Annotated in this window: 13 protein-coding genes; 5 read left to right on the plus strand and 8 right to left on the minus strand. The window is 72.1% G+C overall.

The features are described from left to right. Positions 1-161: 161 nt before the first annotated feature. A complete protein-coding gene (locus tag ABT092_RS02735) occupies positions 162-2,258 on the plus strand; it encodes a PhoX family protein (protein ID WP_351239000.1) in 2,097 nt (698 codons plus the stop codon). Between the two features lie 143 nt (positions 2,259-2,401). Here the strand turns inward: ABT092_RS02735 and ABT092_RS02740 are convergent, their stop codons facing one another. From ABT092_RS02740 to ABT092_RS02765, 6 genes are all read right to left on the minus strand, one after another. Beyond that, a complete protein-coding gene (locus tag ABT092_RS02740; protein ID WP_351239002.1) occupies positions 2,402-3,676 on the minus strand; it encodes a YrhB domain-containing protein in 1,275 nt (424 codons plus the stop codon). Beyond that, a complete protein-coding gene (locus ABT092_RS02745) occupies positions 3,673-3,984 on the minus strand; it encodes a YrhB domain-containing protein (protein ID WP_351239004.1) in 312 nt (103 codons plus the stop codon). The genes ABT092_RS02740 and ABT092_RS02745 overlap by 4 nt, the downstream gene beginning before the upstream one ends. A 20-nt stretch (positions 3,985-4,004) precedes the next feature. Next, the gene (locus ABT092_RS02750; RefSeq protein WP_351239006.1) at positions 4,005-5,672 is read right to left on the minus strand and encodes a putative T7SS-secreted protein; all 1,668 of its coding nucleotides are present in this window, start codon (positions 5,670-5,672) and stop codon (positions 4,005-4,007) included. After that, on the minus strand, positions 5,672-6,298 hold the full coding sequence (locus tag ABT092_RS02755; protein WP_351239008.1) for a hypothetical protein: 627 nt from the start codon (positions 6,296-6,298) through the stop codon (positions 5,672-5,674). The genes ABT092_RS02750 and ABT092_RS02755 overlap by 1 nt, the downstream gene beginning before the upstream one ends. Continuing rightward, positions 6,295-6,822 carry a hypothetical protein gene (locus ABT092_RS02760; RefSeq protein ID WP_351239010.1) on the minus strand — a complete coding sequence of 176 codons (528 nt, stop codon included), beginning with the start codon at positions 6,820-6,822 and terminating at the stop codon, positions 6,295-6,297. Before ABT092_RS02760 ends, ABT092_RS02755 begins: the two co-directional genes overlap by 4 nt. Before the next feature lie 191 nt (positions 6,823-7,013). Beyond that, complete coding sequence (locus ABT092_RS02765; RefSeq protein ID WP_351239012.1) at positions 7,014-8,156, minus strand: LysR family transcriptional regulator; 1,143 nt, start codon at positions 8,154-8,156, stop codon at positions 7,014-7,016. A gap of 345 nt (positions 8,157-8,501) precedes the next feature. Here ABT092_RS02765 and snpA point away from each other — a divergent pair, with 345 nt between their 5' ends. Continuing rightward, positions 8,502-9,206: a snapalysin gene (gene snpA, locus ABT092_RS02770; protein WP_351239014.1), complete on the plus strand. Its 705-nt coding sequence runs from the start codon at positions 8,502-8,504 to the stop codon at positions 9,204-9,206. Between the two features lie 227 nt (positions 9,207-9,433). Here snpA and ABT092_RS02775 read toward each other — a convergent pair whose 3' ends face one another. Then, positions 9,434-10,873 (minus strand): WGR domain-containing protein, encoded by a 1,440-nt coding sequence (locus ABT092_RS02775; RefSeq protein WP_351239016.1) that lies wholly within the window; start codon positions 10,871-10,873, stop codon positions 9,434-9,436. A 317-nt stretch (positions 10,874-11,190) separates the two neighbouring features. Here ABT092_RS02775 and ABT092_RS02780 point away from each other — a divergent pair, with 317 nt between their 5' ends. Together ABT092_RS02780 and ABT092_RS02785 are read left to right on the plus strand one after the other, a co-directional pair. After that, the gene (locus ABT092_RS02780) at positions 11,191-11,913 is read left to right on the plus strand and encodes a peptidase inhibitor family I36 protein (RefSeq protein ID WP_351239018.1); all 723 of its coding nucleotides are present in this window, start codon (positions 11,191-11,193) and stop codon (positions 11,911-11,913) included. Positions 11,914-12,057: 144 nt separating this feature from the next. After that, complete coding sequence (locus ABT092_RS02785) at positions 12,058-12,471, plus strand: hypothetical protein (RefSeq protein WP_351239020.1); 414 nt, start codon at positions 12,058-12,060, stop codon at positions 12,469-12,471. A gap of 155 nt (positions 12,472-12,626) precedes the next feature. Here ABT092_RS02785 and ABT092_RS02790 read toward each other — a convergent pair whose 3' ends face one another. Then, complete coding sequence (locus ABT092_RS02790; protein ID WP_351239022.1) at positions 12,627-13,292, minus strand: TetR/AcrR family transcriptional regulator; 666 nt, start codon at positions 13,290-13,292, stop codon at positions 12,627-12,629. Between the two features lie 116 nt (positions 13,293-13,408). Here ABT092_RS02790 and ABT092_RS02795 point away from each other — a divergent pair, with 116 nt between their 5' ends. Next, positions 13,409-14,056 carry a CatB-related O-acetyltransferase gene (locus ABT092_RS02795; RefSeq protein ID WP_351239024.1) on the plus strand — a complete coding sequence of 216 codons (648 nt, stop codon included), beginning with the start codon at positions 13,409-13,411 and terminating at the stop codon, positions 14,054-14,056. Positions 14,057-14,059 lie beyond the last annotated feature (3 nt).

Here is a 14,059-nt window from a genome sequence, read left to right on the forward strand (position 1 = left end):
CGATCACGGGCCGACCCACCCCGACGGCCCAACGCCGCCCCTCGGCCTCCCCGGCAGGTTCACCCCTCGTTCACGTTTCGGTCCACCCCCCGGCGGGGGAACCGCCTAGGTTCACGCCGTACGCACACCGATCCGGAGACACCCGAGAAGGGGAGCGAGACGTGCGCAGAATGCTGCCGTTGATCACCACTCACCCGGGCGGCCGATCCGCCCTGACCTGCCGCTTCCGCTGCGGCGACGCCTGTTTCGGAGAGGTGCCGAACACCAGCGGGAACGCGTACGCGGGCGATGTCATCGCCGCGGCCGTGAGCCGCCGGGCCCTGATGCGGACCACGGCCGTGGTGACCGTCGCCGCGGCGGCCGGCGGCGCCCTGCTCGGCCCGGGGGCGCCCGCGGCGCAGGCCGCCGGCGCACCGCCGGCCGGGGCACCCGGGCGGCGCCCCCCGCGCGACCGGGCCGCCCGCGGCCTGCGGTTCGCGCCGGTGGCGCCCAACCTCGACGACCGGGTCACCGTCCCCGAGGGGTACGCGCAGAACGTGGTGATCCGCTGGGGCGAGCCGATCCTGCGGGGCGCGCCGGCCTTCGACCCGGAGCGCCAGACCGCCGCCGCGCAGGCCGGCCAGTTCGGCTACAACAACGACTTCCTCAGCCTGCTGCCGCTGCCCCGGGAACGGGACCGCCAGCTGTTGGTGGCCAACCACGAGTACACCGACGAGGTGCTGATGTTCCGGGGCTACGACCCGGAGCGGCCGACCCGCGAGCAGGTGGAGATCGCCTGGGCGGCGCACGGGCTCTCGGTCGTGGTGGTGGAGGGACAGCGACGCACCGGGCGGTTGGGCGCGGTGCCCCGCCACCCGTTGAACCGCCGGCTCACCATGACCAGCGCGTTCCGGCTGGCCGGCCCGGTCGCGGGCGACCCGCTGGTGCGCACGCACGCCGACCCGCGGGGCACCACCGTCCTGGGCACCCTCAACAACTGTGCGGGCGGCGAGACCCCGTGGGGGACGACCCTGCACGGCGAGGAGAACGTCAACCAGTACTTCGGCCACGCGGACCGGGTGACCGAACCGGTGGCCGCGGCCCGGTTGAAGCGGTACGGGTTCAAGAGCGGTGCCTCGGAGCGCAAGTGGGAACGGTTCGACGACCGCTTCGACCTGGCGAAGGAGCCCAACGAGGCGAACCGCTTCGGTTGGGTGGTGGAACTGGACCCGTACGACCCGGACTCCACGCCCCGCAAGCGCACCGCGCTCGGCCGGTTCAAGCACGAGGCCGCGCAGCCCCGGCTGACCCGGGACGGCCGGCCCGTCGTCTACATGGGGGACGACGAGCAGTTCGACTACTTCTACAAGTTCGTCTCCTCCAAGCGCCGCATGCGCGGTGAGAGCCGCACCGCGCACGCGCACAACCTGACGCTGCTGGACGAGGGCACCCTGTACGTGGCCAGGCTGACGGGCGACTCGCCGGCGGCGGAGGTCGACGGCAGCGGCACGCTCCCCGCGGACGGCCGCTTCGACGGCGGCGGCGAGTGGATTCCGCTGGCCACCGCGGGCCCGGGCGGGCGGGCCGTCTCGCACGTGCCGGGGATGAGCGCCGCGGAGGTGTACGTCTTCACCCGGCAGGCCGCGGACCGGGTGGGCGCCACCAAGATGGACCGGCCCGAGGACGTGGAGCCGTCCCCGCACACCGGCAAGGTGTACGTGGCGCTCACCAAGAACTCCGACCGGGGCAAGCCCGGCAAGCCGGGCGCGGACGAGGCCAACCCCCGCAACGGCAACAAGCACGGGCAGGTGCTGGAGCTGACCGAGCACGGCAACCGGCCGGAGGCCACCCGCTTCGGGTGGAACCTGTTCCTGGTGGCGGGCGACCCGGCGGACCCGGCGACGTACTTCGCGGGCTTCCCCAAGGACCGGGTCTCGCCGATCTCCTGCCCGGACAACCTCGCCTTCGACCCGCACGGCAACCTGTGGATCTCCACCGACGGGAACGCGCTCGGCTCGCAGGACGGCTTGTTCGGCGTGGCGACGGACGGGGAGCGGCGCGGTGAGTTGAAGCAGTTCCTCACCGTGCCGAACGGCGCGGAGACCTGCGGCCCGGTCATCCAGGAGCGGCGGGTGCTGGTGGCCGTGCAGCACCCGGGCGAGGTGGACGGGGCGAGCGTGGAGCGTCCGGCCAGCACCTGGCCGGACGGCCCGGGCCGGATCGTGCGGCCCGCGGTGGTCGCGGTGTGGCGTGCGGACGGCGGTGCCGTGGGCGGCTGAGCCCGGCGCCCGCCCCGGTGGCCGGAGGTCCGGCCGGGCCTTCGCGGCTCGGGGCAGCCGGGGTGGGCGCCCGTCCCCGTCGGGGCCGGGCGCCCACCGCCCCCGCCCCTCCAGCGCCCGTTCCGGCCCCCGTCCGGGCGAGCTCACCGGTAGCGGATCACCCGCACCCCGCACTCCCGCAGCGACTCAAGGCCGCTGAACGTCCGCGCGGAGCCGTCCACCAGGCCCACGGCGCCCTCCGCCGTGCGGAACCCGGTCAGCAGCACCCCGGTCGACGGGCGGCCCCGCCCGTCCAGCCGGCGCACCCACACCAGGGCCCGGCCGCCCGGCGACAGCGCCGCCAGGGATGCGACCGCCTCGGTCGCCGTCGCGTGTTCCGTCACCGACGACACCCCGCCCAGCTCCGCGAGCGTGGGCGCGAACCAGGCCGCCCGCCCCGGCCGGGGCACCGGGCCCGCCGGGCCGCCGCGGTCCCAAGCGGTGAAGTGGCCCCACGGATCGGAGTTCGGCAGCAGGAACGGCTCCTGGGCGTCCTTCGGCACCACCAGCGCCGCGTCCACCATCGACTCCCGCCAGTCACCGGTGCGCAGGAACGACGCGGTGTCGCAGGCGAACAGCCAGCCGCGGGCCGTCTCGTCCGCCGGATCGGGCGCCACCAACTCCACCGGCTCCGACCAGGACGCGCGCAGCCACTCCTCGGCCTTGCGGCGAGCCGTCGCGAAGTCGGGCGCGGGCGTCGCGCCCGACCCCGCGGGACGCACCCGCGCGAACGTCAACTCCCGCACGCCGAGGGTGTCCAGCCGGCCGAGTCCGCCCGTCATCCCGTCCAGGAAGACGACGTTCCCCCCGTCGTTGAGCGCGTACAGCAGGTGTCCGCTGGCCTCCGCACCCCCCGCCTCGCGCCGGATCCAGACCACGCCCCGGGTGCCGGGACCGGATTCCTTCGCCCGGCGCACGACCTCGTCCCAGTCCGCACAGCGAAGCGCCACCGCGCCCGGGAAGTAGCGGAGCAGCAGGTTCCACCAGCCGGGTGCCTCGTGCACCGCTCGCCACGGCAGCGGTGTCGACGGGGCGCCGCCGGATACCTGCGCGGCGACCGTGACCACGCAGCCCCGGGCGTTCAAGCGACGGGCACGGGCCTCCGGTTGCCGCGCCTGTGGGGGGCCGGGGTAGCAGGCGGCGTCCCCGAACGGATCGTCGGACGCCGGGTGGAACGGCTCTCCCCCGTCCTTCGGCACCACCACGGAGGAGGCCAGCATCGGGGTGCTCGGGTAGCCGGGCTGGGGGACCGTGCGGCAGCTGAACATCCAGGTCCGGGCGGACTGGGCGACGGGGTGCGGAGCGGCCAGCTCCACGAGGCCCCCGTAGGTGCGGTGCAGCCAGTGTCGGGCCGCGTCGGACGGGTCGGCGGCGTTCATCGTGCGCCGCCGCCCTCGGGCCACTCGCCCGCGGCGAGCTTCTCCAGGTAGTCCGGGACGGGGATGTTCGTGGGAGGGAACTCCGGCTCGGATCCGTCGTCAGGGACGAGGAGGATCTTCATCATGGGGCCGATCCATGGTTGTCCACTGTCAAGGGCCTCCTGCGAATCGAACCGCACCGCCCAACCCGCGTGATACCGGTAAGACCCGTCGGGCAGAACGACGATGGTCCATCCCGTGGAGTCGTTGGCATAGGCCTCGTCCAGGAACCGGCCCGCCACCCGGAGGGCTTCTTCCTTGCTCAACATGAGGTGTCCGTCCTGCGCTGCTACTTGTACGGGATGTGGGCAATCATTGTGGTCCCCTTCTCCAGCATGGCGAGGCCCCCGCTCTGGCCGTCCAGGAAGACCACTCCGTCCGGTGTCTTCACCGCGTTGAACACGTGGGCCGACGTCTCCCGGCTGATGTAGACCACGCTACGTGCGCCGTCACCACGGTCGTTCAAGTCCCGGATGATGTCGTCGTAGCCCTTCACCTGCGTGAACGATTCGGGGCCGACACCCAGTTCCTTGAAGGGGATGTCACCGGGCTGCGGCCGCGGCGCCGCGCTGACCTCGACGCCGTCGAGGCGCCGGTCGACGGTCACCACGTTGAACGTGCAGTTCTGCGTGTATCCGGGCTGGTTGGTGTTGTTGAGGTCCCGCATCCAGGGGAACTGCTCGTCGAGGTACTTCTGCGCGGTGGCCGGGTCCACGGAGTCGGCGTGGATCGCCTTCTCCTTGACCGTGTCGGTCGACTTCGCGAGGTCGCCCCACGAGGGCTTCGCCGGTGCGGCCTTCGCCGCGTCCGCGACGTCGTCCGCGACCCGGGCCGCGGTGCGGACCGTTCCCAGGCCCTTCGTGCCGAGGAGCTCCGGGATCAGCCGGCCGAACCCCTCGCTGGGGTCCTCCTTGAAGCTGTCCCACAGTGCCCCGGGGATGCGCTGCGGGTTCGCCGCGGCCGACACCACCCCCGCCAGGGTGGTGGAGACGCTCTGCCCGTACTGCGCGGGGTGCGTGAGGTTGTAGATGTCCAAGGGGTTGATTCCGCGCACGAAGTTGACGGCCCCCGCGGCGCCCTTCAGCGCGCCGCCCACGACGTGGGTCAGCTCGATCGCCGACCCCGCGGCGTGGTCGGCGACGTTCAGCACCATCCGGTCGGTGGGCGGCGGTTCGGCCGGGGCGTGCTCCAGTGCGGCCTGGAGGGCGTCCTGCGCCTCGCGCGCCGCCGCGTCGCGTTGCCGGCGGACCTCCCGGAGCAGGTCGTGGGCCTGGCGCCGGTCGGCGGCCCCGGGGTCGGTGAACGGCGGCGGCACGGGGCCCGGGTCCCGGTCCGCGGTGACGGCCGCGTTGTACGCGTGGACCTTGGTGTTGTGCGCCTCGACCGCGTCCTGCGACGCCTTCTTGCCCGCCCGGTACAGTTCGATCGCCCGCCGGGCCTGCCCCTGGGCCCACTGGACCACGTCCGCGTAGCGGGTCAGGACGAGGTCCGCGCCCTCGAACGCGTCGGCGGCCCGCAACCAGTCGGCCGGGTACATCGCGAACTTCGCACGGAACTCGTCGGCCGCCTCGCCCTTCCACCGGTCCGAGCCGAGCCCGCGCATCCCGTCGCCGACCCGGTTGAAGGCGTCCCGGAAGTCGGCCAGGTGACCCGCCGTGCTCCGGATGTCGGCGGGGCTGCCGTGGATCAGTTCGTTCGCCTCCTCGGTCTCGCCCAGCCGCTGCTCGCGGACCGAAGCCCCGAGGTCGGACGCCAGGTCGTCGCCGAAGTCCTCGACGGTGTCCGCGAGGTCCTCCGCGCCGACGTAGTCCAGGCCGTCGCCGATGCGGTCCGTGGTCCAGTCGACGCCCTCGCCGACCGCCTTCCTGCCCGCGTCGATGCCGTCCTCGATGCGGCTCAGGCCCTTGTCCGCGAGGTCCTTGAGGCCGCCGAGGTCGATGTCGGGTCCCCAGCCCATCAACCGTCGCCCTCCCGGGGCGCCGGCTCGGGCTCGGTCGCACGGTCCACCGCGCCCCGCACCTCGTCGCGCACGCCGACGGCCTCCAACACCTGGTTCTGGAGCAGGTGGTCGGCGCCGAAGACCTCGCGGGTCGCGCCCTTCCACGCCTCCTGCGAGGTGTGCGCCGCGGCCTCGAAGGACTCGCGGCTGTAGTCCGCGTCCCGGATGTGGGTGTACGGGTTGCTGGACAGCACCTCGCCCCAGTCCTTGCCGGTGATCTCGTCCTCGGTGGCGTACGGATTGCCGATGCCCGCGTTCACCACGACCTTGAGGCTGCCGTGCACGTACTGGTCCACTTCGTGCAGCACGCCCGCGGACAGTCCGACGTCGTCGGCGAACTCGTTGCCCTGTTGGACGAGTCGCCGCACCCCCCACTCCCAGCGTTCGCAGAAGTTCTCCAGGGTGGAGCTCAGGCCGTCGTGACCGGTCTGGAGACCGGTCAGGGCCAGGTCCGAGAAGCCGCGGCCGGTACTGGCCCGGCCGACCATGCCGAGTTCGTTCAACTCTCCCAGGGTGTCGGTGATGCCCTGCGCGATCTGTCCCAACGCCGCCTTGGACGAAGCCAGGTCAACGTAGTCGGTCATTCGGGTGCCCCTCCGTGGTTCGGGTGCGGTGGCGTGCGGGCCGGGGGCGCGGAGTTGAGGGCCACGCGGTCGGGAACGACGCCCCGTACCGGTGGGAGGACCCAGCCGTCCGGCCCGGCGGCGTCCAACGCCACCCCGCACGGGAACCCGGCCGCCGGTACCACCTCGTCCAGCAGCCGGGACCCGTACGTCCTGCGGTACGGCCAGTCGTGCGTCTCCTCGTCGCGGGCCAGCGCGAACCGGCAGAGCGCCGTCTCGTCGCTGAACGCGCAGATCCAGGCGAGTCCGCCGAAGGCGAGGGTCAGCGGGGCGCCGTCCCCGTCGAGCGGGACGAGCACCAGCGACCGGCGGAAGCCGGCGATCCGCTCCAGCGCCGCGACCCGGGCGGCGTCCACGGTCACCGCGACGGGTGACGGCGGCCGAACGGCTCCGGTCCCTGCCGGCGGCTCGGCGCCTTCGACGGCGGAGGCGGTGCGTCTGGCCGCCGCCTCCTTCAACTGCCGCCATTCCTCGTCGAAATCCACTCGGCTCCTCCGTGCCGTTCCTGTCCCCGAGCACCGTTGGACAGGAACCTACCGAAGGGGGTGACGGGCGCGGTCTCCTTTCTTCGCGCTCGGCACCGGACCGGGGAGGGCAAGGGGCGATCGGCGGTCAGGAACCGGGCTGGCGGAATCCGGGCCGGGTCGCGGGCCGTGCGGTGGACCCCCGGGTGCGGTCACCGGACCCCGTCGGGCTCCGGTGACCGCAGCGGGGTCCGGCTGCCGGCGGGGGAGGGCACGCGGTCCAGTGCGGTGCCCGGGTTCCGCTGCGGGGTCGGCACCTGTCCGTGTCCGGGTACCCGGGCCGTCCGTCCGGGGAGGGCGCCGGCGGGCACCGGCCGGGGGGCGTACGGCGGCGGGTCGGGGGGCAGTGCGGTGCGCGGGGGCGGCGCCGGTCGGTCGGCCAACCAGCGGGCGTAGGCCGGGGATTCTGCGGCGGCCTCCCAGTAGGCGGCGGCCAGGTCGTCGAAGACGGCGTCCACCTCGGGTCGGCTGCGGGCCACCAGGAGCAGCCGCACCCCGATCGGGTCGCCGCGCAGCGGCCGTACCGCGGTGTCCGGGCGGGGGCTGGTGGTGGGTTGGGACACCGTCACCACTTCGCCGGTGGCCACCAGGGTGTACGCGGTGAGGTAGTCCCCGTGCAGGACACGGGGGTTCAGGTCGGCTTCGCGGAGCACCCGGCACACCGCGTCCCACTCGCCGTCGACGGTGGCGTCCACCATCCAGCGGTCGTCGGCGAGGGCGTCGAGCGGTACGGTGCGGTGGGCCGCCGCCGGGTGGTCGGCGGCGAGCGCCACGAACTGCGGTTCGCGTTCCACCAGGATGCGGCTGTGCAGTTCGGCGGGGAACCGCAAGGGGCTGCCCTCCACCTCGTGCACGAACGCCACGTCGAGTTGGCCGTCGGCGACCATGCCCAGCAGGGCGTTGGGGGACACGTCCATCTGGAGGGTCGGTTCGGTGCCGGGGTGGCGCAGCCGCAGTCTGCGCAGCCAACCGGGCAGGGCGCGGCTCGCGGTGGAACCGATCAGGAGTTGGGTTCCGTCACAGGTGCGGGCGGCGGCGGCCCGGGTGTCGTTGACCAGGGCCCGCATCTCGGCGACCAGGGGTCGGGCGCGGCCCAGCAGGAACCGGCCCAGGGGAGTGGGCCGGCAACCGGACCGCTCCCGGGTGAACAGCCGTCCGCCCACGGCCTGTTCGATACGACGTAGTTGGGTGCTGAGGGTGGGTTGTGCGACTCCCAGCGCCCGGGCGGCCTTGTGCAGGCTGCCCGTGTCGGCGATGGCGCACAGTGCACGGAGGTGCCTCACTTCGAGGTCCATGACAGGTGAGCGTAGGCCCGCTCAGGTCACCGCACCAGAGCGTTCTCGTCACACTGCGGTCCGGACGTGCCGTTCCGCGGCCCACCCCCATCGGACGGACGCCGGTCGCGGGGGGTGGTAGCCCGGGGCTATCGCCACTTGCCATCATCCCGCGCTTCCGTTCCTCCCCGAAACTCCTTAGCAGTCGAACCGGTTCGCCACCCTCCAGCCCGTTCGGGACCCCACTCCCCAAGGAGTTCCGGACGTCACCCGGTCGCACCCGACGGAGACCAGACCGACGTCAACTGATCTCCGTTCGGTGGATCGAGACAGATCGAACCCATGACGAACGAGGAGTGCACCATCATGAAGCCCCCCACGCGCCTCCTGTCCGCCGCACTGGGCCTCGGCGTCGCCGCCGTGACCGCGGTCGCGGCCACCGTCCCCGCCTCGGCCGCCCCGGCCAAGGCCGCGGAGTCCCGTGCCAACCTGTCCACCGCCGAGTCGATCGCCCGCTACGAGGGCTCCGGCGAGGACAAGGCCGCCACGAAGGAGTTCTTCGAGGCGGTCCTGAAGTCGGCCGCCGAGAAGCAGGCCGCCAAGCCGGGCGCCGCCGCGGTCACCGTCCGCTACAACGCGACCCGCGCTCCGTCCTTCCGCGGACAGATAGCCAGCAGCACGGCCATCTGGAACAGCTCCGTGACCAACGTCAAGCTCCAGGAGACCACCGGCACCGCCGACTTCACCTACCGCGAGGGCAACGACGCCCGCGGCTCCTACGCCTCGACCGACATGCACGGCCGCGGCTACATCTTCCTGGACTACCGCCAGAACCAGCAGTTCGACGCGACCCGCGTCACCACCCACGAGACCGGCCACGTGCTCGGGCTGTACGACAACTACCGCGGCCCGTGCAGCGAGTTGATGTCCGGCGGCGGCCCCGGCCCGTCCTGCCGCAACGCCTACCCGAACGCGGCCGAGCGGGCCCGCGTCAACCAGCTGTGGGTCAACGGCTTCGCCAAGGCCCTGAAGCAGGCGAACATCACCCCGGACGGCGTCAAGAACCGCTGACCGGGTCGGACGGTCGCGACCCTCCGCCGTCCGCCTCCGTTCCTGCTCCTCCTCGGTGAACCGCACCCGCCCGGCCCGTCCGGGAGACCCCCGTACCGACCGGGCGGGCCGGTTCCCCGAGATCGGCACACACCCCACGTGCACGTGTGTCGCCCCCCACAGGGGTGCGGGCCGTCCCCTCGCTCACCGGGGACGGCCCGCACCGTCGCGCACCCGCCCGCCCCCGCTCACAGCAGGCGCCGGATCTCCCCCCGGACCCGGTAGAAGCCGCCCGCGGAGGGGTGCAGCGAGTCGACCACGTACCGGGCGCCCGCCTCCCGCATGCCCCGCGGGAACTGGACGTTCCAGCCGGACTCGTAGCCCTGCGACACCACCTGCACCCGCAGCCGGCTGCCCTGCTGCACGCACTCGACGACGATCCCGCCGGCCGGCGCCGCCGTCACCGTGGCCAGTGCCGTCACCGACTGCACCGGGGTGTAGGTGGGCAGCGCGGCGGCCGACTTGACGTCCCTGGCCACCGGCACGGTGCCCTGCTGGGCGGCGGTGACTGCCACGTCCGAGACGTCCACGCACACCAGCGACCCGTCCGTGGTCACCATGTACAGCCGCCCGTCGAGGTACTGCATGGAGAGCGCGGAACCGCTGCCCGTCCCCAGCTTCCACAACCGGTTGCCGGCGGCGTCGAAGCAGTACACCGAGGACGCGCAGTCACCGGCGAAGACGTAGGCGCCGCCGGGCGCGGTCGCGCAGGAGTACACCGAGGCGTCGCAGCGGTAGGTGGCCAGCAGCGCCCCGTTCGCCTTGGACAGCTTCTGCACCAGGTTGTGCGAGGTCCCCGCGTACACCGCGTCGTCCTCCTGCCAGCCGAACAGCACCCCGCCCTTGGTCGGGGTGTGCCAGGACTCGCCCGTTCCGTCCGGCGCGTAGGCGGTGACGCCCTTCTGGTGGCCGTGGTAGACGGCGCCGGCGTCGGTGCGCACCATCCACGCCTGACCGCCGGCCGACTTGCGGGACCACTGGTGCTCGTCCTCGTGGTCGATGACGGTGAGCCCGCCGTTCGCGTCCGAGACCTGGAGCACGCCCTCGTGGATGTCCAACCAGTAGATGTCGACGTCCGGGGCGACGGCGTAGGCGCCGAAGGGCACCTTGGAGGACAGGTCGTACACGGTGCCGTCGTCACAGCCCGCGTAGATCCAGAAGTCGTCGGCGACCAGGCACTTCACCCCGTCCGGCAGCCCGTAGTGGGCGAGCACCTCACCGCCGTGGCTGAGCGTGTAGACGTCGCCGGCCTGGTTGCCGACCCAGCAGCGGTCCTCCGCGATGTGGATGCCGAAGGCGGCCGACCCGGTGCGGAACCGCCACAGCACCGGGGCCGTGGACCGTGCCGTCGACGGGGCGGAGGCCACCTGCCGCCGGGTCACCGGCCGTGCGGCCCGCGCCCCCTGCACGGCGGGGGCGTAGCCCTTGCGGACCTTCTCCCCGACCTTCTTCGCCGCGGCGGCCCGCGCCTTCTCCTCGGTGGCGAAGGACGACACGGTCGTCTGCCCGTCCGCCCCGATCCGCCCGTACCGCACCGACACCACCGTGCCGTCCACGGTCACCTCGTAGAACTTGTGGGCGCCCCCGCCCTCCTGCGACAGCTCCAAGTACGTCGTCGAACGCGCCATGACGGACCCCTCCCCGGGACGGAACGGTCCCTCTCGGTCGGCCCGTTCGCACTGTTGTCACTGGGGAGGACAGTAGGCGGGGGTACTGACAGCGGGCCCGCCCGGATCGGACGGCCCGTCCGTCCGGACCCCTCCGTCAGCCCAGCACTTGGGTGCATGCGCGCCCTCAGGGCACCGGGTGCGTGGGGTGGTGGAGAGCGCGTACGGGGATGGTCGGTGGCCCGTGGCCGGATCGAGCCGGTTCCCACGAGGCGCTCTTTCCTCTTGAGTTAACGTCCTATCCGAATGGGAAACATGGGGGAGGAAATTTTATGCGTGTGCGTCGCCTCTTAGTCTTCTTGGCCGCCGGTTCGCTGGTCCTTACCGGTGTCACCGCCGCCCCGGCGCTGGCGGCTGGCGGACCCTCGGGGGACACGCCGGGTGTGGTGTCCGATCTTCTCACTCCGGAAGAAGAAGCGGCGGTCCATGCCGAGGTGGAGCCCGTCCGGCAGGTGGATATGTACTACAACGGCCAGAAGGTCGACCCGGCCGCTCCGTGGAACGGGGCCGCGGTCTGTGCCGAGGTTTCGGAAGACGGCACCATGCAGTGCTTTGACAGCGGAATCCAGGCCAATCGATACCTTGCCGAGCACGCGCCTTCGGTGAAGTCGCGAGCCGGAGCGGCCCAGGCTGTGAGGCAGGAAACGGCTGGCGGGGCATCGGGTGCGGAGTACACACCCCAGCGGGCCAGTGACTGCCCTGCCTGGTGGGTCTGCCTCTGGCAGCACTCGAACTACGGCGGGAGGATGCTCAAGTGGCCTTGGTACCCTGCGTCCAAGACTCGTCACCTCGACTCCTACCGCCCGTCATTCAGGGACGAGGCAAGCTCCGTCTATGTCAACCGTCCTCAGCGTGGGGTGGAGGCGTATGACTTCCGTTCGTTCATGCCCGACCCCCGTATGTTCTTCGGGGCAGGCTACGGAATGTATCCCAACCTCAAGAACGAGGATTACCCCACGGGGGGCAATTGGAACGACAAGATAGACGCGATAAAGTTCTGAAGCCGTCTGTCTTGTGCGCTGCTCTGATTGTGCAACTGCTCGGTTGTCTTCGGCTTTTCCTGGGGGATGGTGGGCTGGAGGTCGACCTCATCGGACGTGGAACGAATGCTGACGGAGACCTCTGTGAAACACATTTCTCGTGCCGTGACCGCTCTCGGGTGTGCCGCTGCTCTGCTGTCCTTCACGGTGGCGTGCGGTAAGGACTCCGTCGCGGAGCCGGACCAGGTCCGAATCGTGGCGAAGTTGCCCGAGGACGTGGACGAAATCCGATCGAAGAAGAACGCCGACGCGTTCCGTTCCTGGGCCGACCGAAACGGAACCGCTTCGCAGAAGGCTGCGGCCAACCGCGTGGGTCGGATCCTCGGGGAGTGGGACGCCAACACGGGAAACGCGTACATCTCCACGGACATCGACGGTCAGAAGACTCTGGAGGCTGACCTCCGAGCCATGGCGAACGACCTCGTCGAAGCGTTCGATGACTGGAGCGACTCCGAGTTGGGCTATGTGTCGGTGTACGACCGGAACGGTGACGCGTTGAAGACCAACCACCGTTTCTGAGCGGGGATGTGGGGCCGGCCGAGCGACTCCTGGGCAGTTGGCTCGGCCGGGGCCGGCCCGATGCGGCCTCTCACCATGGTGGCCAGCCCGAAGGCGTCGATCGCCCCGGTGGGCGAGTAGCCCGGTTCGGGTGCGCCGGCCCGGACCCCGCCCGCTCAGTCGCCGTCGGGTGTCGGGGACGAGCCACCGGCCTCCTCGGTGAAGGCCCCGGCCGAGGCGGCGAGGGCGGCGGTGCGGGCCGCCCGGCCGGGCAACTGCGGGTCGGGCGCGCCGTGCAGCAGCACCAGGTGGTGGTAGAGCGGGGCGGTGGCGGCGAGGAGTAGCTGCAGGACGTCGGCGTGCGGCGCCAACTCGCCGCGGGAGACGGCTCGTCGGCCGATGGTCTCGCAGCGTGCGTACCGGTCCTCCCAGAGGCGTTGTTGGGCCCGCGCCGCGCGCTCGGAGCGGAACGAGGCGGCGATCAGTGCCGTCATGACCGGGGGCTGCGAGGTGAGGCCCGTCTGGATCTCCTCGTTCAGCGCGGTCAGGTCGCCCACCAGTGAACCGGTGTCCGGCGGTTGCCAGCCGTCGTCGGCCGCGGCGTCGAGGAAGTCGGCCAGCAGGCCGCCGACGTCGCCCCAGCGCCGGTACACCGTCGTGCGGTGCACGCCGGCGCGGGCGGCGACGCCGTCCGTGGTGAGCCCGTCGTAGCCGTGCTCGCCGAGTTCGGCGAGGAGCGCGTCGAGGACCTGCCGGCGGACGCGGGCGCTGCGGCCGCCCGGCCGGCGGTGGGGCGTCGGGGACGGTGGGACGTCGTCCGCCCCGGGGTCTGCGGGAGCCATCGCCGGAATGCCTTTGCTCGGGGTGCCGTCGTCGTGCCAGGATATTAAAGCATCAACTGTTGCGATAGCTGCCTCTTCATGGACCCGTGGACCCGTCAGCCCACCGGAAAGGGACGATGACCGTGACGCCCCCCGCTCCCGCCGATCCCACCGTGCTCCACCCGATGCCCGGACACCCCCGCGTGGTGCTGCTGAAACCGCTGGTCACCTCCCCGCTGATCGAGGTCGGGGAGTTCTCGTACTACGACGACCCGGACGACCCAACCGCCTTCGAGACGCGCAACGTGCTGTACCACTACGGACCGGAGAAACTGGTCATCGGGAAGTTCTGCGCGCTGGGCGAGGGCGTGCGGTTCCTGATGAACGGTGCCAACCACCGCATGGACGGCCCCTCCACCTTCCCCTTCCCGATCATGGGCGGCTCCTGGTCGGAGCACATGGACCTCATCACCGGACTTCCCGGGCGCGGTGACACCGTGGTGGGTCACGACGTGTGGCTCGGCTACCGCTCCACCGTGATGCCCGGCGTCCGCATCGGCCACGGCGCGATCGTCGCCGCGGGCTCGGTCGTCGTCCACGACGTCCCCGACTACGGCGTGGTCGGCGGCAACCCGGCCCGCCTCCTCCGCCACCGCCACGACGAGGCCGACGTCGAGCGGCTGCTCGCCCTGGGCTGGTGGGACTGGCCCCTCCAGCACCTCACCGAGCACGTCCGGACCGTCATGTCCGGCAGCGTCGACGCGTTGGCGGCCGTGGCGCCCTGACCC

The organism is Streptomyces sp. NPDC002490, from assembly GCF_040296045.1.
GTDB lineage: Bacteria > Actinomycetota > Actinomycetes > Streptomycetales > Streptomycetaceae > Streptomyces.